We start from the raw sequence: 24,982 nt of genomic DNA on the forward strand, positions 1-24,982 counted from the left end.
TGTCATCCCTGCGAAGGCTGGGATCCAACTATCAGCTGGCGCGGGCGGCGAAATGGATCCCTGCCTTCGCAGGGATGATAACCTGTGGGGGTGGTGGCAGCGGGGCCCTTACCCCAATTCCTTCCGTGCCGTGAGCAGGATGCTCGTCTCGGTGTTGGCGATGCCGTCGACCTGGCGGATTTTGCGCAACAGCTCGTCGAACTCGCGCAGCGTCGGGGTCTCGATCTCGGCAACGACGTCCCAGCGGCCGTTGGTGGTGTAGAGCGTGCGTATCTCGGGGAAGCCGGTGAGCCGGCGAATGATGGCTTCGGAGTTCTTGCCGTCGATCTCGACCATGGTGATGGCGCGCACCGCGTCGGCGCGACCGGTGGAGCGCAGCATCACCGTGTAGCCGGCGATGGCGCCGGTTTTCACCAGCCGCTCCATGCGGGCACTCACTGTGGCGCGGGACACGCCAAGCTCGGTCGCGAGTTTGGCGACCGGCAGGCGGCCGTCGGTGCGCAGCAGCGCGATCAGGCGATGATCGAGGTCATCGAGACTGAATGTACTTTCTGCCACCTGATGCCACCACTTTGCTCAATCTACTGGTCACATCTAGCACTATTCCGACTGTTTGCCAGCAGCCATCGGCGCCACATTTTAGTCCTCACCTGAATCGAGGACCCCGATGCTCCACGACTCCCGTCCCCGCCGCCCGATTGCGGGCAACCGTATCGACCTGATCGGCGTGCCGACCGATGCCGGCGCGTCGTGCCGCGGCGCGGTTCTCGGGCCGGACGGGCTGCGCACAGCGGGCCTCGCCGAGCGGTTGGCCGGCGTCGGCTATGCCGTCGCGGACCTTGGCGATATCGGGGTGGAGCCAAAACTGTCGCGGGGCGCCGAGATCGACTCGCTCGCGGTGCGGGCCAGCGCGGCGGGATACCGGACACTAGATAGTGGCGCGCGGCCCGTGTTCCTCGGCGGCGATCATTCGATCTCGATGGGATCGGTGGCCGGAGTGGCGCGGCATTGCCGCGACAACGGCCGCCCGCTCTTCGTGCTGTGGTTCGATGCGCATGGCGATTTCAACACCTGGGCCACGACTGAAACCGGCAATATCCACGGCATGTCGCTGGCGCGGCTCTGCGGCGAGCCCGGCTTTACCAACAGCGCCAGCTGGTTCGCGCCGGTCGATCCGACCAATGTGATGATCCTCGGCGCCCGTGCCCTCGATTGCGAGGAGGCGCAGCTGATCGATGCGCGTGGCGTGCAGGTGGTCGACATGGACGTGCTGCGGGTCAGCGGCGTCGAAGCCCCGCTCCGCGCTTTCCTCGATCGCGTCGAGGCAGCGAACGGGCACCTGCACCTGTCGCTCGACGTCGATGCTATGGACCCAAGCCTCGCGCCCGGTGTCGGTACAACTGTCGCCAGCGGCCTGAGCCTCCCTGAGGGCGAAAAGGTGATGGACATGCTGCATCGCAGCGGCCGCGTCGGCTCGCTCGATCTAGTCGAGCTCAACCCCCTTCTCGACAGCGGCTGCATGAGCGCCGACCTGATGGTCAACCTCACCGCCCGGCTGTTCGGCGAAAAGCAGTTCGTGGCGCGGGCCCGTCGGCGCGCCGCTGCATAGTTCCTTCAACCACGAGCCTGACTGCTCCGGAAAAGTAAGAGGCAGATATGACCCAGTTCATCGGCACCAGCGACATTCGCACCCTGCTCGAAACGATCGGCATCGAGCCGTTCCTCGCCGGGCTCGCGGACTATGTCGAGGCCGATTTCCGGCGCTGGGAGATGTTCGAGAAGGCGGCACGGCTCGCGAGCCATAGCCGCGACGGCGTGATTGAGCTGATGCCGGCTTCGGACGGTGAGCTCTACGCGATGAAGTTCGTCAACGGGCACCCGAAGAACACCGGCGAAGGCAAGCTGACCGTCACCGCCTTCGGCGTACTGGCAGACGTCGCGACGGGCTATCCGCTGTTGGTCTCGGAGATGACGATCCTCACGGCGCTCCGCACGGCGGCGACGTCGGCGGTCGCGGCGCGGGCCTTGGCACGGCCGGGCGCGCAGGTGCTGGCGCTGATCGGCGCGGGCGCGCAGTCGGAGTTCCAGGCCCTGGCGTTCAGGGCGCTGCTCGGGATTGCCGAAGTGCGGGTGTTCGATCTCGATACCGAAGCGGTGGACAAGTTCTGCCACAACCTTGCCGGCTCAGGCCTCCGCATCCATCGCGCCGCTTCGACGGCCGATGCCGTAGCGGGTGCGGATATCGTCACCACGGCGACAGCGACTAAGGCACGCGCCGCGGTGCTGACGCCGGAGATGATCCAGCCGGGCGTGCATCTCAATGCCATCGGTGGCGATTGCCCGGGCAAAACCGAGCTGCATCCCGATGTGGTCGCGGCGGCGTCGGTGTTCACCGAGTTCACGCCGCAAACGCGCATCGAGGGCGAAATCCAGCAGATGGCGCCAGATTTCGGGGTCACGGAGCTGTGGCAGGTGCTGACGGGCAACGCCCCCGGCCGCCGCACGGCGACCGAGGTCACGCTCTTCGATTCCGTCGGCTTCGCGGTCGAGGACTTCTCCACCCTGCGCTATGTCCGCGACCTGACGCGGGGGGCGGTGCGGGATATCGACCTCGTTCCGGAGCTGGACGACCCCAAGGACCTGTTCGGCCTCGCCGTGCCGGCGCATCGGCCGGTGCCTGCGAGTGTGCTCGAGGATGTACTGGCCGGCTGATCGTCAGCTGCCGGTCGCCAGGGCAACCTCTGCCAGCAGGCCGCGATGGTTGGAGCCGAAGGCATCCTCGGTTGCCCGGACATCGGTGATGACCAGCGGCGCGCGGGTGAAGACGTTGTCGATCGGCACGCCTAGCGGTCCCAGGCCCACCGGCCAGGTCGCCGGGTACGCCGGTCCGGGTGCAAGGTGGCGCCAGTTCGCCAGGCGCACAACATTGTCGGACCAGGCGGCGGCATTGAAATCGCCGGCCAGCAGCAATGGTCCCTCGAGGCGCTGCAGGGCCTGGGCCAGGCCGTAGATCTCGCCGGCCGCCAGATCGTCGAAATAGGGCTTCACCAGATGAGCCAGCACCAGATTGACCCGGGTGCCGTCGATGACGGTAGATGCCGTGACCAGCCGGTTGCGCCAGGCCGGGCCGAGCGAGGACACCTTTAGGTCGGTCAGCGGGGTCTTCGAGAAAATGACGCTGTCGCAAGCCTCGCAAAAGGTCGCATAGGGATAGGCGACCCGGGTCTTCTCGCGCTGCTTATCGATCGGCGACGCCTCCATCAGCATCACCACGTCGGCGCCCGAGGCGACCATGAAGTCGGCGATCGCGGCGCCGTTGCGATTGTTGCTGAGGATGTTGAAGCTGAGCAGCTTGAACAGCGGGCGCGTCTCTTTCGCCGCGACTTCCATCCTCACGTCCTGCTGGGCCTTGATGATCAGGGCACCCTGCCCCACGCTCGCGCCGGCGATCGCCAGAAACAGCACGCCCCGCCACCAGGCACCGCTGATGAAGAGCAGCACGGACAGCCCCAGGACCATGGCCGCGACGTGGAAGCGCAGAGTCTGCAGCAGCGCCTGGCCGGGTATGCCGACATCGTAACTGACGGCGAGAGCGGCGAGGCAGGCAACGAGTGCCAGCGCCGTGATCGCTCCCCTGAACTCGCGTAGCATGCTGGCCCCTCTTCCGGTGGCCGCAACGTATCCGCGAGTCGCGGGAAGAACCACTGCCGCCGGCGCAAGGCTGCCAGCGCCGTGTTGTCTCACTGCTGGCTATCGACTAGCCTCGCCCGAACGCGCCGAGGAGTTGGCGAGTGCCGCTGCTTACCGTGCTGAGATCGCTGCCCACGGCTATGAAGCCGAAGCCTGCTTCCAACAGGGGCTTCGCCGTCGACGGGTTGAAATCGAGCATGCCGGCAGCCTTGCCGGTGGCGAGGATAGCCTCGCCGCTCTCGAGGACGAGCTTCCTGACATCGGGGTGGCCCTGCTGGCCGACGAGGCCAATGCTGGCGGCAAGGTCGTTGGGGCCGATGAAGATGGCGTCGACGCCGTCTATGGCGCCGTAGGCGGGGATGTTGGCCAGCGCCTGCGGCGTCTCGACCTGCAGGATCACCGCGAACTGCTCATGCGCCGAAGTGGGGTAGCTCGTATCGGTGCCGAACCGATTGGCCCGGTTGTTGCCCGAATAGCCCCGGATACCTGCCGGCGGATACCGCGTCGCGGCTACCGCAAGCCGAGCTTCCTCCACGGTCTGCACGTAGGGGAACATGAAATTGCGCACGCCGGCATCGAGCAGGCGCTTGACGATCACGGCATCGACGCTGGGCACGCGCACGATAAACTCCGCGTCGCCGCCGTGATGCGCGGCCAGCAGGTGCTGCTCGATGGTCTCGACCGAAAGGGTCGAGTGCTCCATGTCGAGCAAGACCCACTCGAAGCCCGATCCGGCCGCCACCTCGGTCGCCAGCAGGCTGTTGAGCGACAGCCAGTAGCCGAGCTGCGGAACGCGCTCGTACAGGCGCCGCTTGAAGGCGTTCGGCGGAATCGGCCGCATGTGGTTCCCCTAGAAGGCGCCCGGGAAGACGCCGCCATCGATGAGCAGGTTCTGGCCCGTGATGTAGCCGGCCTGGCTGGAGCAAAGGAAGGCGCAGGCGGCGCCGAATTCTTCCGGCGTGCCGAAGCGTCGCGCCGGGATCTTCGCGGCGTTCTCGGCGCGGATGGTGGCGACATCGACGTTGCGCTGCTTGGCGGAACGCTCCTGCCCCGAGCGCAGGCGGTCGGTGTCGAATGAGCCGGGGAGGATGTTGTTGATGGTCACGTTGCTGCCGGCGACCGATTGCGACACGCCCTTGAGGAAGGCCGTGAGCCCTGCCCGCGCGCCCGACGACAGGTCGAGGCCACCCAGCGGGGCCTTCACCGAACTGGAGGTGATGTTGACGATGCGTCCGAACTTGCGGGCCACCATGCCGTCGATGACCCGCTGGATCAGCTCAATCGGCGTGACGAAATTGCTGACCACGCCGGCCAGCAGCTTCTCGCGATCGAGCTCGCGGAAATCGCGGAAGGGCGGGCCGGCATTGTTGTTGACGAGGATGTCCGGCGCCGGACAGGCCGCCAGCAGCGACTCCTGGCCCTCGCGAGTGCCGACGTCGGCGGCGACGGCGATCACCGTCGCGCCGGTAGCCTTGCGGATTTCCTCGGCCACCTGCTCAAGGTGGGCGGCATCGCGGCCGTTGATCACGACATCGACGCCTTCGGCGGCCAGCGCCGTGGCACAGCCGCGGCCGAGACCGCGGCTGGAGGCACAGACGATGGCTTTGCGACCGCGGAGACCCAGGTCCATGGTCAGCTCGCCACGGCCTCGGTCGCGCCCTGCGCCGCCGCGCCGCGTTCGAGCAGCAGGCGGTTGTAGGCGTTGATATAGGCGCGGGCGGAAGCGACGAGAGTATCGGGCTCGGCGGCGTTGCCGGAGACGATACGGCCGTTCATCTCGAGGCGCACATGGGCGCTGGCCTGCGCATCGGTACCGCCGGTGACGCCGTCGATGGCGTAGAGCACGAGATGCGGGTCCTTACCGATGGCCTGCTTGATGGCGTTGAAGATCGCATCCACCGAGCCGGTGCCGTCGAACGATGCCTTCACCTCGGCCCCGTCGATCGAGATCGTCAGGTCGCAATGGTGTACGCCGCCGGTCTTCGAGACGACCTCCATGTCAACCAGCTTGATGCGGTCGTCAACCGAGCCGGCCTCGTCGTCGACCAGCGCGACGATATCGGCGTCGTAGACGTGCTTCTTACGATCGGCGAGATCCTTGAAGCGCTGGAAGGCCTCCTGAAAGGCATTGTCGCCCAGCTCGTAGCCCAGTTCCTTCAACTTGTCCTTGAAGGCGGCGCGGCCGGAATGCTTGCCCATGACAAGGGTCGTTTCCTTGATGCCCACGCTCTCGGGCGTCATGATCTCGTAGGTCTGGGCGTTCTTCAGCATGCCATCCTGATGGATGCCGCTCTCGTGCGCGAAGGCGTTCTTGCCGACGATGGCCTTGTTGTACTGGACCGGGAAGTTCGCCGCCGCCGAGACGATCTTGCTGGCGCGGCTCAGGTGCGTCGAGTCGATGCCCGTCTCATAGGGCATGGCGTCGCCGCGGGTGCGCAGCGCCATCACGATCTCTTCCAGCGCGGCGTTGCCGGCGCGCTCGCCGAGGCCGTTGATGGTGCACTCGACCTGCCGGGCGCCACCGCGGACGGCGGCCAGCGAGTTGGCGACGGCGAGGCCCAGATCGTTGTGGCAGTGGGCCGAGAAGATCACCTTGTCGGCGCCGGGGACGCGCTCGATGATCGAGCGGAACATCGCCTCGTGCTCGGACGGCACGGCGTAACCGACAGTATCGGGCAGGTTGATGGTGGTGGCGCCGGCCTTGATGGCGAGTTCGACGCAGCGGGCGAGGTAATCGATCGGCGTGCGGGTCGCGTCCATGGCGCTCCACTCGACATTGTCGATGAGGTTGCGGGCCTGCGCGACGGTGGCGGAGATGATCTCCAGCACCTGCTCCTCGGTCTTCTTCATCTGGTGGGCCAGATGGATCGGCGAGGTGGAGACGAAGGTGTGGATGCGGCCCTGCCTGGCGTGCCGTACCGCTTCACCGGCGCGGGCGATGTCGCCGGGGATGGCGCGGGCGAGGCCGGCGACCACCGAGTTCTTCACGTGCTTGGCGACCGCGACGACGGCTTCGAAGTCGCCGTTCGAGGCGATCGGGAAGCCGGCTTCGATGATGTCGACGCCCATCTCGTCCAGCGCCTCGGCGACCTGGAGTTTTTCCTCCAGCGTCATCGTCGCGCCGGGGCTCTGCTCGCCGTCGCGCAGCGTGGTGTCGAAGATGAAGACGCGGTCTTTGTTGCTCTGCGCCGCTGCCTGGGTGCTCATTTCTTTGGTCCTATCAAACGGCCGGGGTGTGAAACACCATCGCGACCGGACAAATCGTTGTTCGGTTGTTGCGCGTTATCCCCTGATCACCCGCTCGCTATCCGAGCCGTCGGTTATCAGGGGCTGATAAGAAGGAGAAGCAGCAGAGCGGCCGGCAGCAGCAGCATGGCAGCAGCGAACATAAGCCGGCTCTGGCGAGCCTTCTGTTCGGCGACTGCGATGGCAATGGCGCGGCTGCGCTGCATGGCAAGATTCCGTTTGCGACAGGAATAATGCTGAAATTCCGCCGCCTTGGCAAGGCGGTTCTGCCCGAAATGGTTCACCGGCGGAACTGGATCTCCAGCAGCAGCCCCTCCGGACCCTCGACGAAGAACTGGCCGATGCCGGTTTCGGGGATGCCCGTCAGGCGGTACGGATAGCCCGCGGACTCGATGCGCGCCCTGGCCTCGTCGAAGTCATAAACGCCGAAAGCGACGTGGTTGACGATACCCGGCGAGTAGTCTGCCGCCCGCTCCACCACGGTGAGGTGGATGGCCGGTTCGCCGCCGACATAGACCCAGTGACCGGGAAAATCGAAGGGCGGCCGGACACCCTCGCGGGCGTCCAGCACCGTCTCGAGAAACGTCACCATTCGCTGCCCGTCGACCACATGAATGTTGATATGGTCGAGCCGGGGCAACGATCAGCCGAAGGCCAGCACGGCGCTGAGCACGATCAGCACCAGGATGGCGGTGTTCGCCATGCCAAGGCGCGGCATCAGCGGAGCCACGGATGCGTCCCCGCCCTGCAGGCGCTTGAACAGGATGCCGCTGTAGATGACGCCGGCAATGAGCAGCAGGACCAGCACGATCTTGACCCAGAACCAGACGCTGACTCCCTCTACGCCACCGACCTTGAGCCAGAGCATCAACGGACCGGTGACGATCAGCAGGCCCAGGCCAGCGCGGCCGACCGTGGACAGGCCGTGCATGATGCTCATGAACAGCGGACGCGTCTCCGGTGTGGCGGTTGGCATTCGGCTGCCGATCACCGGAATGCCGAAGGACGCTGCGCCGCCGAGCGCCAGCCCGATGAAGTGCAGCCACAGCAGGATGGTGTTGATTGCGTCCATAAGCGCTTCCCCCAAGAGCTCAGACAGATGAGGTCAGCCTACGTCTGGACGCCGGATCTTGGAAGCGGGCCCGGTACGAAAGTGAACAGTCTTCGTTCAGTCACCGAGATTGAGCACGCCCTCGCCGATGATGACGGCGTGGCCGCCGATGCCGCCGTGGGTCAGCTTGTCGTCTGCCTTGCGAACCTGCAGCTCGATGATGCTGGGGCGGCCCATCTCGTAGCCCTGGCGCAGCCTGTACTCGTGCTGTCCGTTGTCCGAGAGCCGGGCGATCAACCCGATCAGCGCGGCGGCGGCGGAGCCGGTCGCCGGATCTTCGCCGATCCCCATGCCGAACATGCGGGCCGCGAAGTCGATGCCGCGTTCCTCGGGCGTCTGGGTGAAGACATAGATGGAACCGCGCCCACCGGGATAGACGTCCTCCCAGCCGCGGCGCTCGAGGCGGATACGCTTAAGGGCTTCCGCGTCCTTGATCGGGATCAGGTAGTACGGCACGCCGGCCGAGAACTGCGCCGGCTGGTAAAGACCGCAGCCGATCTCGCTGGTTTCGAGACCCAGCGTCGCCGCGATGGCCGCATTGGATGGCGCCTTGCCGATCTCCTCGGGCAGTTTGGGCAGCGCGAAGCGGGCGAGGCCCGTTTCCTTGTCCACCCGCTCTATCACGCAGGTGACGACGCCCACCTTCTCCTCGAGACGGACTGCGGTGGCGCGGCTCTGGAGGCCCAACACGACGGCGGCGCCGACGGTCGGATGGCCGGCGAACGGCAACTCGACCGAGGGCGTGAAGATGCGCACTGCGGCCGTGTGCCGCTCCGATTTGGGCTTCTGCAGGAACACGGTCTCGGAAAGGTTGAACTCGGCCGCTATCGCCTGCATCTGGTCGTCGAGCAGGCCATCAGCCTTCAGCACCACGGCAAGGGGATTGCCCTTCAGCCGGGTCGTGGTGAAGACATCGAGCAGCATGTAGTTGAGTTTCATCTGACGCTCCGGAAGTCGCGCGCTTGCCCCAGCTCAGGACGACTCTGCCTGTAGCAAACCAGTGTAGCGGAAATCTTACCGCTGCCAGTGTCTCAGGGTGTCTCCGGTCCAAGCGCCAGCGACATGGCATCTATGCCCAAATGCTTGCAGATGGCGCGCACGACATAGGCATGGTCGTCGCGCTGCGGCAGACCTGAAGCAGTGATCGAACCGACGACGCCAACCCCTTCGATGCGAATCGGAAATGCCCCACCGTGGACGGCGTATTCCGTCGGGTCGATGTTGTGGTCAGGCTGCACGGTGCGGTTGTCGCGCTTCCAGCGCAGCGCGGTGAGATAGGACGAGCGCTCCCAGCGCCGCACGCAATTGCCCTTCCTCCGCAGCCAGTCGGGGTTGTCGGCATTGGTGCCGGTCATGGCGACATAGAACAGCGGCCGGTTGAAGAAGCGGATGTCGATGGCAACGGCGACGCCGTCGGCCTTGGCGAGGTCGCGGATCGACGAGCCGATCTCGTAGGCCGTGTCCTCAGTGAAGACCTTGAAGGTGAGCCGCTGCTCCTGCTCGGTCACCTTGGCGATATCGTCGGCTACGCTCATTACTTCCTCCCGAAATGGCGGCCAGTCCTAGCACGCCCGGCTCGGATTCGAAGCAGGCGTCCGGTCAGACATTGTGCTGAATGGCGAGCCAGATGGCGGCGCCGATCAGGATCACCCCGGCCGCTCGGTTGACAATCAGCATCCGGTCGTCGCCCAGCGCACCACGCGCCCGGGCGGCGAGGTAGATGTAGACGCCGTCGGTGACTAGCCCGGCCCCCATTTCGATCAGCCCGAGCACGATGACCTGCGGCCAGGCCGGATAAGCCGGGTTGACGAACTGCGGCAGGAAGGCGCCGAAGAAGATCAGCGCCTTGGGGTTGCTCCAGAGGACAAGGAAGCCCGACGCCGCCTGCTGCAACGGAGAACGCGCCTCGATTGGCCGGTCTGTCGCGATGCCGTGCCGGCTGGTGATGTAGCCCCAGCCGAGCCAGATCAGGTAGGCGGCGCCGACATACTTGATGATGTCGAAGGCCGAGGCGACGAGCCCGGTCACCGCCTCGAGCGCCAATGCCACGATCAGCACCATGGTGAGGCGACCGACCTGCACGCCCGCTTCCATCCAAAACCCGGCCGCCATGCCGCGGGCCAGCGAGGTCGAGACCAGCGCCGAGACGGTGATGCCCGGCACGATGACGACGACGAAAGCGGCGACGATGAAGGAGAGGAGGATCGGCAGGTCGGGCATTGTGTGCGGGTGCCTAACATTGCCGTCGCAATTGCGACAGTCCCCCGGGGTGGCACGCCCGGCTTTTTGCGGTTACCAAACAGCGGCCACTCGCATCGGGAGTCTCACATGTCCGCCAATTCCGCTTTCACCAAGCTCGATGGGCTGAGCCGCCGGCTCGAAGCGATCGAGCACGCGCAATCGATGCTCGGCGTCGACGAGGCCGTGATGATGCCGGTGGGCGGCGGCGAGAAGCGCGCCGAGACGATGGGCGTGCTGGCCGGCATGTACCACGAGATGGCGACGGCGCCGGAAGTCGGTGACTGGCTTGCCGACGCCGAAGCCGAACCGCTCGACGAAATGCAGACGCTGGCGATCAAGGAGTTCCGCCGCGTCCACACCAACATGACCTGCCTCTCGGCCGATTTCGTCCGCAAGCAGGTCAACGCCCGCATCCGCTGCGAGCAACTGTGGCGGGAGCTGCGCCCGACCGGGGACTGGAAGACGTTCCTGCCCGCCTTCGAAGGCGTCGTCGCGACGGCGCGCGAAGAAGCGCAACTGCGCGCCGACGTGCTGGGCCTCTCGCCCTATGACGCGCTGATGGAGCAGTTCGACCCCGGCAACCGGGTCGCCGACGTGGCGCCGGTATTCGCCGACCTCAAGGTTTTCCTCAAGGATTTCATCCCCAAGGCGCTGGCGCGGCAGGAAGAAAAGCTTGCAAAGCGCCCGCTGAAGCCGCTCAGCCCACCCTATGCCATCGACAAGCAGAAGGCGCTGGGCCTCGTGATGATGGAAGCCGTAGGCTTCGATTTCGACCACGGCCGGCTGGACGTTTCTACGCACCCGTTCTGCGGTGGCGTGCCGACCGATATCCGCATGACCACGCGCTACACCGAGGGCGAGTTCATCACCTCGCTGATGGGCATCATGCACGAGACCGGGCACGGGCTCTACGAGCAGAACCTGCCGCATGAATGGACGCACTGGCCAGTCGGCCGCGCCCGCGGCATGGCCATGCACGAGAGCCAGAGCCTGTTCGTCGAAAAGGAAATCGCCCGCTCGCCCGAGTTCTGGGATTGGGCCATGCCACATGTCCGCGAAAAGCTCGGCGCCGAGGCGATGGAGGGCTGGGACGTCGAGGACGTGCTTGCCCATGTCCACTTCATCAAGCGCGGCCTGATCCGCGTTGACGCCGACGAGGCGACCTATCCGCTGCACGTCATCCTTCGGTTCGAACTCGAGCAGGGGCTGATCGACGGTTCCCTCGCGCCCAAGGACCTGCCGGAAGCCTGGGACGCCAAGATGCGCGAATATCTCGGCATCTCGACCATCGACAACATGAAGGACGGCCCGATGCAGGACGTGCATTGGCCGTCGGGCGCCATCGGCTATTTCCCGAGCTACACGCTCGGCGCCATTATCGCGGCGCAGCTCTGGTCGGCGATCGAGCGCGACCAGCCCAATGTCCGCGAGGACATGCGCAAGGGCCGCTTCGTCGGCCTCAACGAGTGGCGGCGCGAGAAGATCTGGCGGCAGGCGAGCAAGTACTCGATTCCCGACCTGATCCAGCGCGCCACCGGCGAGAAGCTCAACTCCAGGCATTTCGAGGAGCACCTGACGCAGCGCTACCTGGGCTGACGGAGGGATCGGCAGCATGGCCAAGGACCGGCCGTCGGTATTGCAGCCGCTGCAGCTGCCGACGTTCCGCAACATCTGGATCGCCAACTTCGCCTCGAGCTTCGGCGGGTTGATCCAGGGCGTTGGCGCGGCGTGGATGATGACCGCGCTGACCAACTCGGTCGACCTCGTTGCGCTGGTCCAGGCCTCGACCTCGCTGCCGATCATGCTGTTCTCGCTATTGGGCGGCGCCATCGCTGACAATTTTCCACGCCGGCGCGTGATGCTGTTTGCGCAGCTCTTCATGTTCGTGGTGTCGGTGCTGCTGACCGTCACCGCCTTCATGGGGCTGGTCACGCCCTGGCTGCTGCTGACTTTCACCTTCCTCATCGGTTGCGGCACGGCGCTCAACAATCCGTCGTGGCAGGCCTCGGTGGGCGATCTCGTGCCGCGCTCTAGCGTCGGCTCGGCGGTGGCCCTCAACTCGATCGGCTTCAACCTCTCGCGCAGCCTCGGCCCAGCCATCGGCGGCATTATCGTCGCGGCGGCCGGTGCAGCGGCAGCCTTCGCGGTGAACATGGTCAGCTATCTGGCGCTGATCGCGGTGCTGATCGGCTGGAAACCACTGCCGACGCCGCAGGGTTTGCCGCGCGAAGCAGTTGGCGCCGCCATGTTCGCGGGCCTGCGCTACGTCGCGCTGTCGCCCAATCTCGGCAAAGTGCTGCTGCGCAGCTTCCTGTTCGGCTTCTCGGCGATCTCGGTGATGGCGCTGCTGCCGGTGGTGGCGCGCCAGATCGAGGGCGCCGGCCCCCTGCTCTACGGCCTGCTGCTCGGCACGTTCGGCGTCGGCGCCGTTGGCGGAGCGTTGCTGACCGGGCGGCTCAACGAGCGGTTCGAGAGCGAAACGATCGTCCGCCTCGCCTTCCTCGGCTTCGCGGTGTGTGCAGCGGTCACGGCCATCAGTCCGTCGCCGTGGCTGACCGCCGTCGCGCTGATGGTCGGCGGGGCCTGCTGGGTGCTGGCGCTGACATTGTTCAACGTCACCGTACAGCTCTCGACGCCGCGCTGGGTGGTTGGCCGCGCCCTGTCGCTCTACCAGACCGCCACCTTCGCCGGCATGGCGGCCGGCAGCTGGATCTGGGGTCTGGCCGGCGAGCAGTACGGTGTATCCACCGCGCTCCTGGCTTCGGCGGCCGCTCTCGTCGTGGGTTCGGCTGTCGGCCTGCTCCTCGCCATCCCGCCGCGGACGATGCCCGACCTCGACCCGGCCAACCGCTGGCAGGAGCCGCAGATAAACGTGCCGATCGAGCCGCGCTCCGGCCCGATCGTGATCAGCATCGAGTACCGCATCCGCCCGCAGGACGCGCGCGAGTTCCTCAAGGTCATGGCCAACCGCAAGCGCATCCGCATGCGCGACGGCGCCCGCGAATGGACGCTGCGGCGCGACCTTGCCGAGACCGACCTGTGGGTCGAGAGCTACAAGAGCCCGACCTGGACCGAGTACGCGCGCCACAACCAGCGCCTCACCCATGCCGACGAAGTGGTCGGCGACCGGCTCCGCGCCCTGCACCAAGGCCCAGATCGCCCCGTCGTCCACCGATTGATCGAGCGCCCGCCGAACTGGTTCGCAGCGATTGCCGCGAACCGGACGATCGATCCACCGTGAGGGCTATTTGACGGGCGTTCCGGCCAGCTTGTCGTCGCGCTTGACGCCTGCTCCGCGTAGACTCATCACATTCTGCAGGATGTCGAACCAGAACGGCGCTCCGACGGAAGCTGCAAGGGCGGTGATGATCCAGCCGGCGAGCTTGACGATCCACCAGCCAGGATTGGCCCAGTCGATCTGATAGCCTTCCCAGCCGACCGGCAACCTACTGAGTTCGGTGGTCGTCGTTGCCACGCTGTTGGTTAGGCAGTTTATCCTCGTGGCCTCATCCGTGCAGGCCGGCACAGCATTGCTAGGATCAAGCGTCTCCGCGACGGCTATCGCCGCCTGGCGAACCTGTGGATCCTTCCAACTGCTGGCCGCGATATCGATGGTGTCGATGTTGAGTGCAATGGCGACGGCAAGCCCGACGCCTAGCGACAGCCACTTCATGTAGCGGGTGTAGTGACCGCTGAGACGGTCCATCGATGTGTCGAACCACCGCGCCATCTCGTCGCGAACGCTAGTGATGCTCTCATTGGCCGACGCCACGGCGAGCGCAAGCGCGGCCTTCAACTGGCCATCCTCCAGAAGATCAACGCGCTTCTGGACATCGTCGATCGCCGGTATCGGCTTGCCCGGCTCGATCGTGCCGAGCAAGGCATCGGCGAAGGTTCGACCGTCGATGTACGACGACCGCGAGGTCTTGTCGAACTCGCTGCTCGGAGGCGTATCCCCTTCCTTGCCGCCGGTCGACCCGATGCCGAGCGACTTGATAAGGCCGTGGTTGAAGAACGCCGACCGAATATTCTGGTCGTCCAGCAGTGCGCTGACCGTCCGATGAAGTGTATTGGCCCGCGTTTTGAGCAAGGTGACGACAAGCTCGTTAATGGTCGTGCAAAGCAGGCTGGCCAGCACGAAGGTGACCACTATTGTCACCGCGACGTCGAGAAATCCCGATAGTTGCATCTTTGCCCCCTGTTGATGCCCCAACGCAGAGGTTCCTCCTGATCAACGGGACGGGCACCTTCGGATGGTTACGGATCGTAAGGTTGACATTGGGGGCTCGATCCCTATGTTTCCGGGCATCCGAAACTCAACAGGCTGGTGCCCGATGGACGTCCGCATGACCGATCATTTCGCCCTGATCCGTCTCCCGGAGTCCAAGCATGCCCGGTTCAATCTCGCTCAAAGCGGTGAGCTACAAGACGCCTGACGGCGTCGAACTCTTCTCAAATCTCGATCTCTCGTTCGGTCCCCTGCGCACCGGCCTCATCGGCCGCAACGGCACAGGCAAGACGACGCTGCTCAGGCTGATCACGGACGAACTCACGCCAGGGTCGGGCCGGGTGATCGTATCGTGCACGATCAAGCTGCTGCGCCAGACGGTGCAGCGCGCCGAAGCCAGCGTCGCCGAAGCGCTCGGTGTCGCCGACGATCTCGCGCGCCTCGACCGGCTCGAACGCGGGGAGGGCTCGCTCGATGACGCCGGCGAGGCGGACTGGACGCTGCACGGCCGCATCGAGGGCGCGTTGGCCGAGGTCGGCCTGCCCGCGCTCGACACCGATCGGCCGATCGCCACGCTCAGCGGCGGCCAACAGACCCGGCTGTCGCTCGCGGCGATGCTGATCGCGCAGCCGGATATGCTGCTGCTCGACGAGCCAACCAACAATCTCGATGCCGATGGCCGCGAGGCGGTATCGGCGCTGCTGGCCGGCTGGCGTAGTGGCGCCATCGTCGTCAGCCACGATCGCACCTTGCTCCGGCAGGTGGATCAGATCGTCGAACTGACCAGCATCGGCGCCAATGTGTATGGCGGGAACTGGGATCTCTACGAAGAACGCAAGGCCGCCGAACTCGCCGCGGCCGAGCACGACCTCGCCAATGCCGAACGCGCCCTCGGCGAGATCGATCGCAAGACGCAGATGATGCGCGAGCGGAAGGCCAAGAAGGACGCTGCCGGGTCGCGCAAAGCCGCCAAGGGCGACATTCCGAAGATCATGCTCGGCGGCATGAAGATGAACGCCGAGAATACCAGCGGCGAACAGGCCAAGCTGGGCGAACGCCGGCGGGCAGCGGCGGGTATCGCGCTCGCCGAGGCCAAGACCGAGATCGAGGTTCTGCAGCCGATGGCGGTGAAGCTCGAGCCGACCGGACTGTCGCGCGGCACGACCGTGCTGCAGCTCGATCGGTTGACCGGCGGGCCGGTGCCCGATGCGCAGATCATCCGCGAACTCAGCACCGCGATCATCGGACCCGAGCGGGTCGCGATCACCGGTCCGAACGGGGTCGGCAAGACCACGCTGCTGCGGCTGGTCACTGGTGGGCTGGTGCCCGTCTCCGGCTCAGTCCGCATCACGCCCCGGCACGTGCTGCTCGACCAGCAGGTGAGCCTGCTCGATCCGTGGGAGACCATCCGTGAGAACTACCTGCGGCTCAATCCGGGCGATGGCGAGAATGCGGCGCGGGCGGCCCTCGCCCGCTTCATGTTCCGCAACGATGCGGCGCTGAAGCCTGTAGGGCAGCTCAGTGGCGGTGAAACGCTGCGCGCCGGCCTTGCCTGCACCATCGGCAGCGGGCGGCCGCCGGAACTGCTGATCCTCGACGAACCGACCAACCATCTCGATATCCACGCCATCGCGGCGGTCGAGGCGGGGCTGCGGGCCTATGACGGCGCCCTGCTCGTCGTCAGCCACGACCCCGCCTTCCTCGAGGCGATCGGGATCACCCGGGAGATCGTGCTTAGCAGCCAGCCGGTATCCTCCCTGTAACTTCTTGCGCCGGGAGTTGGTCACCCCTAGTTACCAGGTAACTCTCGGTAACTACCCTCTTCGAGGCCACTATGACTGACTACGGACACGATCTGCAGTTCGGCAGCTTTATCACGCCCAGCAACAAGCAGCCCGATAATGTGGTGGCGCTGGCCCAGGTCAGCGAGGAGGTCGGACTCGACCTCGTCACGTTCCAGGACCATCCCTACCAGCCCGCCTTTCTCGACGCCTGGACGCTGATTTCCTTCGTCGCCGCGCGAACCGAGAAGGTGAAGCTCGCCGGCAATGTGCTCAACCTGCCGCTGCGGCAGCCGGCGGTGCTGGCCCGCTCCGTGGCGAGCCTCGACCTGCTCTCGCATGGCCGCATCGAACTCGGGCTCGGGGCCGGTGCGTTCTGGGACGGCATCGAGGCGATGGGCGGCACCAAGCTCACGCCTGGCCAGGGCGTCGATGCGCTGGAAGAAGCGATCGACATCATTCGCGGCGTCTGGGATGTCGGCGCCGGTGGCGGCGTTCGCCTCGACGGCAAGTTTCATCGCGCCAACGGCGCGCGCCGCGGCCCCCTGCCCGCGCATCGCGTCAGCCTGTGGCTCGGCGCGCTGAAGCCGCGGATGCTCGATCTCGTCGGCCGCAAGGGCGATGGCTGGCTGCCCTCGCTCGGCTACATCAAGAGTCCGACCATCGAGGAGTCGAACCGGCTGATCGACGAAGCGGCGATCCGCGCCGGCCGCGACCCGCGCGAGATCCGGCGGCTGATCAACCTGCTCGGCAACAGCGGCTCGAACGAGGAACTGATGAGCCAGATCACCGGCCTCGCGCTCGATCATGGCTTCAGCACCTTCATCCTTGCTGCCGACGATCCGGCCAAGCTTGCCGAGTTCGGGCGCGAGATCGCCCCGGCGGTCCGCGATGAGGTCGCGCGCGTCCGTGCGTCGAAAGGCACGAATATCGGCGCGGTCCGCACTGCTTCGGCACTCGCCTTACGCGCCCCGGGCATTGCCTATGACGCACTGCCGGCTCGGCTCACCGGCAAGGTGGTGGAGCCCGGCGACCACGAATATTCCCGCGTGCGCTCCACCTACGTCCATCGCGGCGCGCCCGGTCTCGTGATCCGGGCCGAGGACGCCGACGATGTGGTCGCGGCGGTCAACTTCGCGCGCGAACAGAGCGTCCCGCTGTCCGTCCGCAGCGGCGGCCATGGCATGTCGGGCCGCTCCACCAATGATGGCGGGATCGTGATCGATGTCGGCAAGCTCAACTCCATCGAACTGATCGACCCTGCGACCAACCGCGTCCGCATCGGCCCCGGTGCGCGCTGGGGCGAGGTGGCGGAAAAGCTCAGTGAACATGGGCTCGGAATGAGCTCGGGCGACTATGGCGATGTCGGCGTCGGTGGCCTCGCCACGGCGGGCGGCATCGGCTGGCTGTCGCGGAAGCGCGGGTTGACCATCGATCATATCGTCGCCGCCGAAATCGTCGTCGCCGACGGTCGGCTGCTGCGCGTCGATGCCGAGCACTATCCCGACCTATTCTGGGCCATCCGCGGCGCCGGCGGCAATTTCGGCGTGGTAACCACCTTCGAGTTCGAAGCCTATCCGGTCGGCAAGGTGGTGTTCGCCACCTTCGTCTACGACCTCACCGACCCGCAGGGCATCGCGAAGTGGGCGAAGATCGTGACGAAGGCGCCGCGCGACGTGACCAGCTTCATGATCATGGTGCCGGCGCGCGGCGGGAATCCGGCCATCGGCCAGGCCATGGTGGTGATCGACAACGAGGACATCAGCGCGGCCGAGCGCATGCTGATGCCCTTCCTCGAGGTCGCGCCGGTGCTCGGCAGCGAGGCGCGGCAGATGCCGTATCATGCGCTGGTCGCCCCGTCGTATGGCGAACACGATGGCCAGGGCGGGATGACCGTGCATGGCGGGCTCGTCAATGAGGTCACCCCTGAAGTCGCCGAAGGCATCGGCAACATCCTCAAGGCGCGCGCCTCGGGCTTCGTGCAGCTACGCGCGGTGGGCGGCGCGGTCAACGATATCCCGGCCGATGCCACGGCCTATGCCCATCGGCACCAGGCCTTCTCGCTGCTGGCGACGACTTCGGACGCGCTGGCTCCGCGCCTCGAGTCCCTGCTGGCGCCGCTGAAGCCGGCAATGGACGGCCTCTATATCAGCTTCGAAACCGGCATCGGCCGGGACTATCTCGAAGCCGCCTTCCCGGGCAAAACGCTCGATCGCCTGCAGCGGCTCAAGGCCGAGTACGATCCGCGCGAGATGTTCAACGCCAACTTCAACATCCCGCCACTGATGGCTGTCGCCGCCGAATAGCGGCGGCACCACAACCGTTTAGCCTCGGAACCCGAATATATGCAGCCGGTTTACAAATGCCGGGGCCGGGGCCTATTGTCTGACATCTGGCCGGAGGACCTTCGGGAGGCCAGAGCAAACAATCGAGGGGAGGATTCGATGCGGAAAGCGTCGACCATGACTGCTGCCCTTATGGGCACGATGTTACTTTCGAGCACTGTCGTTTCTGCCGCCGACATCAAGATCGGCTTCCTGCCGGGCGTGGTGGATCCGTTCTACCAGGTCATGCAACTCGGCGTCGAAGCCGCTGCCAAGGACCTCGGCATCGAGGTCGTGACGCAGATCCCGCCGACCTGGGGTGTCGAGGCGCAGACGCCGATCCTCGATGCACTCGTGGCGCGCGGCGACCTCAACTACATCATCACCGCGCCCACCGATAAAGACCAGATGGTCGCGCCGCTGCAGCACGCGGTCGACGCCGGCATCAAGGTGATCACCGTCGACACCTTCCTCGGCGATGGCGATTACGCCAACGGCCCGGTGACCTTCCCGATCGCCTATATCGGCTCGGACAATGTCGAAGGCGGGCGCATCTCGGCGCGCGGCCTCGCCAAGGCTATCGGCGGCAAGGGTACGGTCTACATCAACTCCACCAACCCGAACGTTTCGTCGGTCGAAGGCCGCGAGCAGGGGTTCAAGGAAGTGATGGCCGCCGAGTTCCCGGACATCAAGGTGCTCGGGCCGGACTACAATCTCGACGACCAGAACAAGGCGGCGCAGCAGACCGGCGCCGTGATCGAGCAGAACGCCGACCTCAAGGGCGTGTTCGGCACTAATGTGTTCAGCGCCGGTGGCGCGGGCAATGCGGTGGTGAATGCCGGACTCGGCGGCCAGGTGCAGGTCGTCGCCTATGATGCGACCGCGGAGGCGATCGAGCTGATGAACAAAGGCGTCGTCTCGCTCGTGCTGGCGCAGAAGCCGTTCGACATGGGCTATATGGCAGTGCAGTTCGCCGTGGCCGATGCCGCCGGTGTCACCAGCCTGCCGCGCCGCGTCGAAACCGGGTTCGCGATCATCGACAAGGACAATGTCGCCGACCCGAACTTCTCGCGCTTCATCTACAAGGTCGGCAACTGACCCGAGCCTGATCCGGGCCGGGGACGCAGCGCGCTCCCGGCCCCCTTTCCTAGCGCTTCGGGGGCCAAGTGACCGATACCAAGACATTGGCGGGCTTCGATGAGCCTGCGCTGTCGCCGGGCAGACGTTTCATTCTGCTGACCAGCCGGCTCTGGGCGTGGGTTTTCCTCGCCGTGATGATCGTCTTCTTCATCGTCGCGGTGCCGCTGTTCGGCGGCGCGACCTTCCTGTCGGTGCGCAATAGCCAGAACATCCTCGTCGCCATCGTGCCGGTGCTGCTGCTTGGGCTCGGACAGACCTTCGTCATCATCGCCGCCGGCATCGATCTCAGCGTCGGCTGGGTGATGAGCCTTGCCTCGGTGCTCTCGGCCCATGCCATCCGCGCCAGCTACAATGCGGGCGTGCCGCTGTTCCTCGCGGTTGTGCTCGGCTTCACCGCCGGAGTTGGCGGCGCGTCGATCGTGGGGCTCGTCAACGGGCTGATCATCGCCAAGCTCAAGGTGCCGGCCTTTATCGTGACGCTGGGTACCTCGTTCATCGTGCGCGGCCTCTCGCTGCTGTTTTCCGAGAACACCACCGTCATCGGCCTGCCTGAGGGCATCCGCGATTACGGCAATGAGGCGATGTTCTACTGGGTGCGCGGCGAGGGCGGCGGCTTCTATTTCCTCGACAAGCCCGAGGTGACCGGCGAACTGCTGCGCGCCATGGATCGCATCCTCGCCTGGCCGGTAGTCATCACCGCGGTGGTGGTCTTTTTCTGCATCTTCCTCCTCAAGCGCACGCAGTTCGGCCGCCACACCTACGCCATCGGCGGCAACATGCAGGCGGCGCTGCGCACCGGCATCCCGGTCGATCGGCACATCATCAAGCTCTACATGCTGAGCTCATCGACCGCGGGTGTCGCGGGCGTGCTCTCCACCCTCCGCTTCACCGCGGGCTCGGCTGTCATCGGCGATCCGCTGCTGCTCAGCTCCATCGCGGCGGTGATCATCGGGGGCGTGAGCCTTTTCGGCGGTGCCGGCTCGATCGTCGGGACGGTGATCGGCGCACTGATCATCGCGGTGCTGACCACCGGTCTCGTGATGCTCAACGTGCAGGCGTTCTGGCAGTTCATCGTTGTCGGCGCGGTCGTCATCATCGCCGTGCTGATCGACCAGTCGCGCGACCTCATCCTCGGGCGTCGGGGACGCGGATCATGAGCGAGCCGATCCTCACCATCCGCAACATGGTCAAGCGCTTCGGCGGCCTCGTCGCGGTCAATGATGTGAGCCTCGATATCCATCCCGGCGAGGTCGTGGCGCTGCTCGGCGACAACGGCGCCGGTAAATCGACGCTGATCAAGTGCGTGTCGGGCGTCCACCTGCCCGACGAGGGCGAGATCCGCTTCGAGGGCAAGCCGGTGCGCTTCCCGAAGCCGATCGACGCCCGCAGTGCCGGGATCGAGACGATCTACCAGGACCTGGCGCTCGCCAACAATCTCGATGTTCCCTCCAACATCTTCCTCGGGCGCGAGAAGAAGAACCGCTATCTCGGCGGCCTCATCAACACGCTCGACGACAAGTTCATGCTCGGTGAAGCGGCGCAGAGCCTCGCTACGCTCGACATCCGCTTCCCAAGCCTGACCCAGCCGATCGAGAGTCTTTCGGGCGGCCAGCGGCAGGCGGTGGCGATTGCCCGCGCCATCTACTGGAAGGCGCGGCTGATGATCATGGACGAGCCGACCAACAATCTCGGCGTGCCCGAGCAGCAGAAGGTGCTCGAACTGATCCGGCGCCTCCGCGACCAGGGCGTGCCGGTGATCCTCATCACCCACACCATGCCCGACGTGTTCGCAGTGGCGGACCGGATCATCGTGATGCATCGCGGCAAGAAGGTCACCGAGAAGCGCACGGCCGAAACCAATGCATCGGAGCTGGTGCAGTACATGGTGGGCGCGCTGGACGACACGCGGGCGCCGGCTTAGCGCGCAGACTCAGCGGCTGCCGAGCACCATGCGGTTGCCCTCGCTGTCGCGAAACTCCGCCACCGTCCGGCCTGGCTGCCATGGCGCCTCGGCGGGTTCGGTGACGATCTCGACGCCCTTGGCGCGGAGGGCTTCCACCGTGCCGCGGACATCGTCGTCGACGAACACTAGCACCGGTTCGTCCGACGGCGCTTCACCCTGGCGCCGGATGAAATGCAGGGTGGTCACGGCGCCGGGCAGGCGCAGCTCGATCCACCGCCAGCTGCCCGGCGGCCCCATCGCCTCGTCGGACGCGACTTCGCATTTGAGGTTCTCGACGTAGAACCGTTTGGCCCGATCCTGGTCGAACACCGGTAGTTCAGCAAATTGGATGTGCATGATCCCCACCTCACCGACCGTCGAATGCGTAGTGCATCGCGGCAGTGAACGCCTCGGCTTCGGGGCCGAAGCCCATGTGATCGCCCGGGAACGAGACCGGATCGGTGCCGAGTTGCTCGGCCAAAGCTGCGGCCATCGCCTCGATTGGCTGGCCCGCCGACTTCTCGCCGATGGCGACGATGATCACCGGCTCGCCCTGCTTCAGGGTGTCGACGTCGGGACGGTAGCGCCCGAGCGGCATCATCCCGTGCGCCAGCCAGTACTCGAAATTTCCGCTGACTCTCGCGAAGGTCTCGGCCTCCTCCGGGCTCGGCTCGAACGCAGGCGGTGCGTCCGCCGGCGCCTCGTCCTCGAGGCCGTTCATGCCGAAGAACGCGCCCATAGCCGCATCCACGCCAGCGCTCAGGTAGGTGTCGTGGATCAGCTTGTCGGCTGCCAGCGCCTCGCTGGGATCGTCGAGAAGCATGTACGAGGGCGGTTCGTGTGCGAGCACGGCCTTAACGACTTCGGGGTGCCGCGCCGCCAGGTTGAGCGCGATCTGGGCACCGCCGCTGGTGCCGAACACATAGGCCGGTGCACCCACTGCCCCGATCAGGGCGGCCGCATCGTCGGCCTGAACGTCCACGTCCAGCGCCACGGCTTCCCCGTCGAATGGGCTGCGCGAGTTGCCGCGGGGGTCGTAGGTCACGACCGTGTACTGCGCAGCAAGCCGGGCCGCGATATCGCTGAAGACACCGGCATCCTGGGGGCCGCCGGGAATGATCAGCAGCGTCGGTCCCGACCCGCGGACCTCGTAGTATATCGTCGCGCCGGGCACTTTCAGCGTCGAGGTGGTCATCTGGGTCACGGATATCTCTCCCCTTGTTGCAGTGTAGGTTTCGCCGACTGCGAAGCCGGTCAAGGCAGTGGCGAGGCCGAGAGCAGCGCTGAGCGCGGCGACGGCGATCGGCAGGATCTGGGTACGGTTCATGTTACCCTCACATCGGAACTAGACGGTCCAGTTCCATCACTTGCAGGAAACTAGACTGTCCAGTACTGTGGTGTCAACAGCGTCAGGATGAGAGTTGATGGCAAGGGCGGTTGCGGGTGCGGGAAAGATGAGCGGCGAGGAAGATACCGGCCGCTCGGCCCAGAAGCGGAAGGCGATCCTCGATGCGGCCACCGAGGTGTTCCTGACGAGCGGGTTTCTCGGCACAAACATGGACGAGATCGCCGCCCTGTCAGGCGTTTCCAAGCAGACCGTCTACAAGCACTTTTCCAGCAAGGAGGCGTTGTTCGTCGAGATCGTCCTCGCGATGACCGGCCGGGCTGGAGACCAGGTGCGCTCGCAGCCGCTCGAATTCCCGGGCGGCGACCTCAACGCCTATCTCGAAGACTATGCCATCCGGCAGCTGACCGTGGTGCTCACGCCGCGCCTGATGCAGTTGCGCCGGCTGGTGATCGGCGAAGTCGGGCGCTTCCCCGATCTGGCGCGGGCCCTCTACGAGGCCGGCCCGAAGCGGGCCATGACCGACCTGGCGGCCCTTTTCGATGACCTGGGCAAACGCGGCCTGCTCACTATCGACGACCCGTGGACCGCCGCGTCGCACTACAATTGGCTGGTGATGTCGGAAGCCCTCAACGCGGCCATGCTGCTGGGCGACGCCGCCATTCCGCCAGCGGCGCAGCTCAAGCGCTACGCCAGAGACGGCGTACGGGTCTTTCTCGCAGCCTACGGCCCCAGCCGCTAGCGCTTCAGGTCCTGCCGGCCAGAAACAACAAGGCCCGCATCGCTGCGGGCCTCGTGGTTATTCGTCGCGGTACACCTTTTCGCGGCGCTCGTGCATTTCCTGTGCTTCCAGGGAGAGCGTGGCGATGGGCCGGGCATCGAGGCGGGCGATGCCGATCGGATCGCCGGTTTCCTCGCAGTATCCGTAGGTCCCGTCCTCGAGCCGCTTCAGCGCTGCGTCGATCTTGCTGATCAGCTTGCGCTGGCGGTCGCGGGTCCTCAGCTCGAGGGCACGGTCGCTCTCGGAAGAGGCGCGATCGGCCATATCCGGGTGGTTCTGACTTTCTTCCTGCAGGTTCTCGAGGGTCTCGCGACTCTCGCGCAGGATTTCGTCTTTCCACCGCTCCAGCTTCTGCCGGAAATACTCCCGCTGCCGCGGGTTCATGAAAGGCTCGTCCTCAGTAGGACGATAGTCAAGAACATCAGTCGACATTGTGACTCGATTCCAAACGCCCCTAGTCGGGGGCCTTATAGTGGCCGTCGAACGCCCCGGCAAGCTTTGAAAAGCTTGGTGATTAATGCGTGAGCGAGTTGTTACCGGCTGTGTCAGGCGGGGTACAGTCCGCGCTTGGCCAGCTCCACCCGAGCCCGGAGCTCGATATCGTCGAGCAGGGAGTCGAGGCCCGGATCGCCGCGATCGCGTGCTTGCGACATGACGGCCATCAGCTGGTTGAGCCGTCCGTCCGACAAATTGCCGGCCAAAAGGTCCGTACGCAGTCCCTCGAGGGAGTCGATCAGCTGATTGCCGCGACGGACCAGCTTCCGGCGCCGCGCCAGCGGATCGTCGACCGCCTGAAGCGCCAGCAGGGCGTCGATCGAGGCGGTAGGAGCAAGGTTGGCGACGGGCCGTGCCTGCGGCGTGGACGCGCCCTCGCCGATCTGGAACGTGCCGGATCCGGCGCGCGTCGCCGCCCGCCCCGCAACAGTCCCGATCCTCGAATTGCCGTCGATCCGCACCGGACTCACCTGCCCCGCATTCACCCCGGCAAAATCTGCCGTCACCAGTTAATCAAACGTTAACCGAGTGGGCAGGACTTGCCGGGTGGCGCCTGACCCGACCTCTGCCACGTATTTTTATCGTTCCTGTTCAACGACTTAACACAACACTACCGACTTGGCACGGTTCTCGCTACTCACCTGTCGATCACGGCGCA

The 24,982-nt window shown here is 65.7% G+C and carries 26 protein-coding genes; 10 read left to right on the forward strand and 16 right to left on the reverse strand.

The features are described 5' to 3' along the window. Positions 1-108 precede the first annotated feature (108 nt). A complete protein-coding gene (locus tag ACOYW5_RS05390) occupies positions 109-558 on the reverse strand; it encodes an Lrp/AsnC family transcriptional regulator (protein WP_423068225.1) in 450 nt (149 codons plus the stop codon). 109 nt (positions 559-667) lie between these two features. Between ACOYW5_RS05390 and ACOYW5_RS05395 the strand changes: the two genes are divergently transcribed. Both ACOYW5_RS05395 and ACOYW5_RS05400 read left to right on the forward strand, forming a co-directional pair. Continuing rightward, positions 668-1,609, forward strand: coding sequence for an arginase (locus ACOYW5_RS05395; RefSeq protein ID WP_423068226.1), 942 nt, complete (start codon positions 668-670; stop codon positions 1,607-1,609). A 47-nt stretch (positions 1,610-1,656) separates the two neighbouring features. Further along, complete coding sequence (locus tag ACOYW5_RS05400; RefSeq protein ID WP_423068227.1) at positions 1,657-2,712, forward strand: ornithine cyclodeaminase; 1,056 nt, start codon at positions 1,657-1,659, stop codon at positions 2,710-2,712. Between the two features lie 3 nt (positions 2,713-2,715). On the opposite strand, the gene ACOYW5_RS05405 is transcribed toward ACOYW5_RS05400, so the two are convergent. The 10 genes from ACOYW5_RS05405 to ACOYW5_RS05450 all read right to left on the reverse strand — a co-directional run bounded on the left by ACOYW5_RS05405 (position 2,716) and on the right by ACOYW5_RS05450 (position 10,267). Further along, positions 2,716-3,651, reverse strand: coding sequence for an endonuclease/exonuclease/phosphatase family protein (locus ACOYW5_RS05405; RefSeq protein ID WP_423068228.1), 936 nt, complete (start codon positions 3,649-3,651; stop codon positions 2,716-2,718). A gap of 106 nt (positions 3,652-3,757) precedes the next feature. Next, complete coding sequence (locus ACOYW5_RS05410; protein ID WP_423068229.1) at positions 3,758-4,531, reverse strand: HpcH/HpaI aldolase family protein; 774 nt, start codon at positions 4,529-4,531, stop codon at positions 3,758-3,760. A 9-nt stretch (positions 4,532-4,540) separates the two neighbouring features. Further along, the gene (locus tag ACOYW5_RS05415; RefSeq protein WP_423068230.1) at positions 4,541-5,320 is read right to left on the reverse strand and encodes an SDR family oxidoreductase; all 780 of its coding nucleotides are present in this window, start codon (positions 5,318-5,320) and stop codon (positions 4,541-4,543) included. 2 nt (positions 5,321-5,322) lie between these two features. After that, a complete protein-coding gene (locus tag ACOYW5_RS05420) occupies positions 5,323-6,897 on the reverse strand; it encodes a 2-isopropylmalate synthase (RefSeq protein ID WP_423068231.1) in 1,575 nt (524 codons plus the stop codon). Positions 6,898-7,013: 116 nt separating this feature from the next. After that, positions 7,014-7,220, reverse strand: coding sequence for a hypothetical protein (locus ACOYW5_RS05425; RefSeq protein ID WP_423068232.1), 207 nt, complete (start codon positions 7,218-7,220; stop codon positions 7,014-7,016). Then, on the reverse strand, positions 7,217-7,576 hold the full coding sequence (locus tag ACOYW5_RS05430; RefSeq protein WP_423068233.1) for a VOC family protein: 360 nt from the start codon (positions 7,574-7,576) through the stop codon (positions 7,217-7,219). Before ACOYW5_RS05430 ends, ACOYW5_RS05425 begins: the two co-directional genes overlap by 4 nt. A gap of 3 nt (positions 7,577-7,579) precedes the next feature. Next, the gene (locus tag ACOYW5_RS05435) at positions 7,580-8,008 is read right to left on the reverse strand and encodes a hypothetical protein (RefSeq protein ID WP_423068234.1); all 429 of its coding nucleotides are present in this window, start codon (positions 8,006-8,008) and stop codon (positions 7,580-7,582) included. A 96-nt stretch (positions 8,009-8,104) separates the two neighbouring features. Continuing rightward, positions 8,105-8,986 carry a PhzF family phenazine biosynthesis protein gene (locus tag ACOYW5_RS05440; protein WP_423068235.1) on the reverse strand — a complete coding sequence of 294 codons (882 nt, stop codon included), beginning with the start codon at positions 8,984-8,986 and terminating at the stop codon, positions 8,105-8,107. Between the two features lie 92 nt (positions 8,987-9,078). Further along, positions 9,079-9,582, reverse strand: coding sequence for a heme-degrading domain-containing protein (locus ACOYW5_RS05445; RefSeq protein WP_423068236.1), 504 nt, complete (start codon positions 9,580-9,582; stop codon positions 9,079-9,081). A gap of 64 nt (positions 9,583-9,646) precedes the next feature. Then, a complete protein-coding gene (locus tag ACOYW5_RS05450; RefSeq protein WP_423068237.1) occupies positions 9,647-10,267 on the reverse strand; it encodes a LysE family translocator in 621 nt (206 codons plus the stop codon). A gap of 108 nt (positions 10,268-10,375) precedes the next feature. Here ACOYW5_RS05450 and ACOYW5_RS05455 point away from each other — a divergent pair, with 108 nt between their 5' ends. Both ACOYW5_RS05455 and ACOYW5_RS05460 read left to right on the forward strand, forming a co-directional pair. Continuing rightward, positions 10,376-11,884 carry a carboxypeptidase M32 gene (locus ACOYW5_RS05455; protein ID WP_423068238.1) on the forward strand — a complete coding sequence of 503 codons (1,509 nt, stop codon included), beginning with the start codon at positions 10,376-10,378 and terminating at the stop codon, positions 11,882-11,884. A gap of 16 nt (positions 11,885-11,900) precedes the next feature. Further along, complete coding sequence (locus ACOYW5_RS05460) at positions 11,901-13,529, forward strand: MFS transporter (RefSeq protein ID WP_423068239.1); 1,629 nt, start codon at positions 11,901-11,903, stop codon at positions 13,527-13,529. Between the two features lie 3 nt (positions 13,530-13,532). Here ACOYW5_RS05460 and ACOYW5_RS05465 read toward each other — a convergent pair whose 3' ends face one another. Further along, positions 13,533-14,438 (reverse strand): hypothetical protein, encoded by a 906-nt coding sequence (locus ACOYW5_RS05465; RefSeq protein WP_423068240.1) that lies wholly within the window; start codon positions 14,436-14,438, stop codon positions 13,533-13,535. 239 nt (positions 14,439-14,677) lie between these two features. Here ACOYW5_RS05465 and ACOYW5_RS05470 point away from each other — a divergent pair, with 239 nt between their 5' ends. The 5 genes from ACOYW5_RS05470 to ACOYW5_RS05490 all read left to right on the forward strand — a co-directional run bounded on the left by ACOYW5_RS05470 (position 14,678) and on the right by ACOYW5_RS05490 (position 21,682). Further along, positions 14,678-16,279 carry an ABC-F family ATP-binding cassette domain-containing protein gene (locus tag ACOYW5_RS05470; protein ID WP_423068241.1) on the forward strand — a complete coding sequence of 534 codons (1,602 nt, stop codon included), beginning with the start codon at positions 14,678-14,680 and terminating at the stop codon, positions 16,277-16,279. A 71-nt stretch (positions 16,280-16,350) separates the two neighbouring features. Next, positions 16,351-18,603 carry an LLM class flavin-dependent oxidoreductase gene (locus tag ACOYW5_RS05475; protein WP_423068242.1) on the forward strand — a complete coding sequence of 751 codons (2,253 nt, stop codon included), beginning with the start codon at positions 16,351-16,353 and terminating at the stop codon, positions 18,601-18,603. A 156-nt stretch (positions 18,604-18,759) separates the two neighbouring features. After that, a complete protein-coding gene (locus tag ACOYW5_RS05480) occupies positions 18,760-19,719 on the forward strand; it encodes an ABC transporter substrate-binding protein (RefSeq protein WP_423068243.1) in 960 nt (319 codons plus the stop codon). 68 nt (positions 19,720-19,787) lie between these two features. Beyond that, positions 19,788-20,918 (forward strand): ABC transporter permease, encoded by a 1,131-nt coding sequence (locus ACOYW5_RS05485; protein WP_423068244.1) that lies wholly within the window; start codon positions 19,788-19,790, stop codon positions 20,916-20,918. Then, on the forward strand, positions 20,915-21,682 hold the full coding sequence (locus ACOYW5_RS05490) for an ATP-binding cassette domain-containing protein (RefSeq protein WP_423068245.1): 768 nt from the start codon (positions 20,915-20,917) through the stop codon (positions 21,680-21,682). The genes ACOYW5_RS05485 and ACOYW5_RS05490 overlap by 4 nt, the downstream gene beginning before the upstream one ends. A 9-nt stretch (positions 21,683-21,691) precedes the next feature. On the opposite strand, the gene ACOYW5_RS05495 is transcribed toward ACOYW5_RS05490, so the two are convergent. Beyond that, positions 21,692-22,060, reverse strand: coding sequence for a VOC family protein (locus ACOYW5_RS05495; protein WP_423068246.1), 369 nt, complete (start codon positions 22,058-22,060; stop codon positions 21,692-21,694). Positions 22,061-22,070: 10 nt separating this feature from the next. After that, positions 22,071-23,030 carry an alpha/beta fold hydrolase gene (locus ACOYW5_RS05500; RefSeq protein ID WP_423068247.1) on the reverse strand — a complete coding sequence of 320 codons (960 nt, stop codon included), beginning with the start codon at positions 23,028-23,030 and terminating at the stop codon, positions 22,071-22,073. 97 nt (positions 23,031-23,127) lie between these two features. Here ACOYW5_RS05500 and ACOYW5_RS05505 point away from each other — a divergent pair, with 97 nt between their 5' ends. Then, positions 23,128-23,790: a TetR/AcrR family transcriptional regulator gene (locus tag ACOYW5_RS05505; RefSeq protein WP_423068248.1), complete on the forward strand. Its 663-nt coding sequence runs from the start codon at positions 23,128-23,130 to the stop codon at positions 23,788-23,790. Positions 23,791-23,847: 57 nt separating this feature from the next. On the opposite strand, the gene dksA is transcribed toward ACOYW5_RS05505, so the two are convergent. Both dksA and ACOYW5_RS05515 read right to left on the reverse strand, forming a co-directional pair. Beyond that, positions 23,848-24,261, reverse strand: coding sequence for an RNA polymerase-binding protein DksA (gene dksA / locus ACOYW5_RS05510; RefSeq protein ID WP_423068249.1), 414 nt, complete (start codon positions 24,259-24,261; stop codon positions 23,848-23,850). Between the two features lie 113 nt (positions 24,262-24,374). After that, the gene (locus ACOYW5_RS05515; protein WP_423068250.1) at positions 24,375-24,830 is read right to left on the reverse strand and encodes a flagellar assembly protein FliX; all 456 of its coding nucleotides are present in this window, start codon (positions 24,828-24,830) and stop codon (positions 24,375-24,377) included. Positions 24,831-24,982: the final 152 nt, after the last annotated feature.

It is taken from the genome of Devosia sp. CN2-171 (assembly GCF_049354815.1).
Lineage (GTDB): Bacteria > Pseudomonadota > Alphaproteobacteria > Rhizobiales > Devosiaceae > Devosia_A.

What these genes read in the sequence shown, in the direction of transcription:
- ACOYW5_RS05395 (WP_423068226.1), top strand. Translation starts at nt 668, where the DNA reads ATGCTCCACGACTCCCGTCCCCGCCGCCCGATTGCGGGCAACCGTATC.
- ACOYW5_RS05400 (WP_423068227.1), top strand. Translation starts at nt 1,657, where the DNA reads ATGACCCAGTTCATCGGCACCAGCGACATTCGCACCCTGCTCGAAACG.
- ACOYW5_RS05405 (WP_423068228.1), bottom strand. Translation starts at nt 3,651, where the DNA reads ATGCTACGCGAGTTCAGGGGAGCGATCACGGCGCTGGCACTCGTTGCC.
- ACOYW5_RS05410 (WP_423068229.1), bottom strand. Translation starts at nt 4,531, where the DNA reads ATGCGGCCGATTCCGCCGAACGCCTTCAAGCGGCGCCTGTACGAGCGC.
- ACOYW5_RS05415 (WP_423068230.1), bottom strand. Translation starts at nt 5,320, where the DNA reads ATGGACCTGGGTCTCCGCGGTCGCAAAGCCATCGTCTGTGCCTCCAGC.
- ACOYW5_RS05420 (WP_423068231.1), bottom strand. Translation starts at nt 6,897, where the DNA reads ATGAGCACCCAGGCAGCGGCGCAGAGCAACAAAGACCGCGTCTTCATC.
- ACOYW5_RS05435 (WP_423068234.1), bottom strand. Translation starts at nt 8,008, where the DNA reads ATGGACGCAATCAACACCATCCTGCTGTGGCTGCACTTCATCGGGCTG.
- ACOYW5_RS05440 (WP_423068235.1), bottom strand. Translation starts at nt 8,986, where the DNA reads ATGAAACTCAACTACATGCTGCTCGATGTCTTCACCACGACCCGGCTG.
- ACOYW5_RS05445 (WP_423068236.1), bottom strand. Translation starts at nt 9,582, where the DNA reads ATGAGCGTAGCCGACGATATCGCCAAGGTGACCGAGCAGGAGCAGCGG.
- ACOYW5_RS05450 (WP_423068237.1), bottom strand. Translation starts at nt 10,267, where the DNA reads ATGCCCGACCTGCCGATCCTCCTCTCCTTCATCGTCGCCGCTTTCGTC.
- ACOYW5_RS05455 (WP_423068238.1), top strand. Translation starts at nt 10,376, where the DNA reads ATGTCCGCCAATTCCGCTTTCACCAAGCTCGATGGGCTGAGCCGCCGG.
- ACOYW5_RS05460 (WP_423068239.1), top strand. Translation starts at nt 11,901, where the DNA reads ATGGCCAAGGACCGGCCGTCGGTATTGCAGCCGCTGCAGCTGCCGACG.
- ACOYW5_RS05470 (WP_423068241.1), top strand. Translation starts at nt 14,678, where the DNA reads ATGCCCGGTTCAATCTCGCTCAAAGCGGTGAGCTACAAGACGCCTGAC.
- ACOYW5_RS05475 (WP_423068242.1), top strand. Translation starts at nt 16,351, where the DNA reads ATGACTGACTACGGACACGATCTGCAGTTCGGCAGCTTTATCACGCCC.
- ACOYW5_RS05480 (WP_423068243.1), top strand. Translation starts at nt 18,760, where the DNA reads ATGACTGCTGCCCTTATGGGCACGATGTTACTTTCGAGCACTGTCGTT.
- ACOYW5_RS05490 (WP_423068245.1), top strand. Translation starts at nt 20,915, where the DNA reads ATGAGCGAGCCGATCCTCACCATCCGCAACATGGTCAAGCGCTTCGGC.
- ACOYW5_RS05495 (WP_423068246.1), bottom strand. Translation starts at nt 22,060, where the DNA reads ATGCACATCCAATTTGCTGAACTACCGGTGTTCGACCAGGATCGGGCC.
- ACOYW5_RS05500 (WP_423068247.1), bottom strand. Translation starts at nt 23,030, where the DNA reads ATGAACCGTACCCAGATCCTGCCGATCGCCGTCGCCGCGCTCAGCGCT.
- ACOYW5_RS05505 (WP_423068248.1), top strand. Translation starts at nt 23,128, where the DNA reads ATGGCAAGGGCGGTTGCGGGTGCGGGAAAGATGAGCGGCGAGGAAGAT.
- dksA (WP_423068249.1), bottom strand. Translation starts at nt 24,261, where the DNA reads ATGTCGACTGATGTTCTTGACTATCGTCCTACTGAGGACGAGCCTTTC.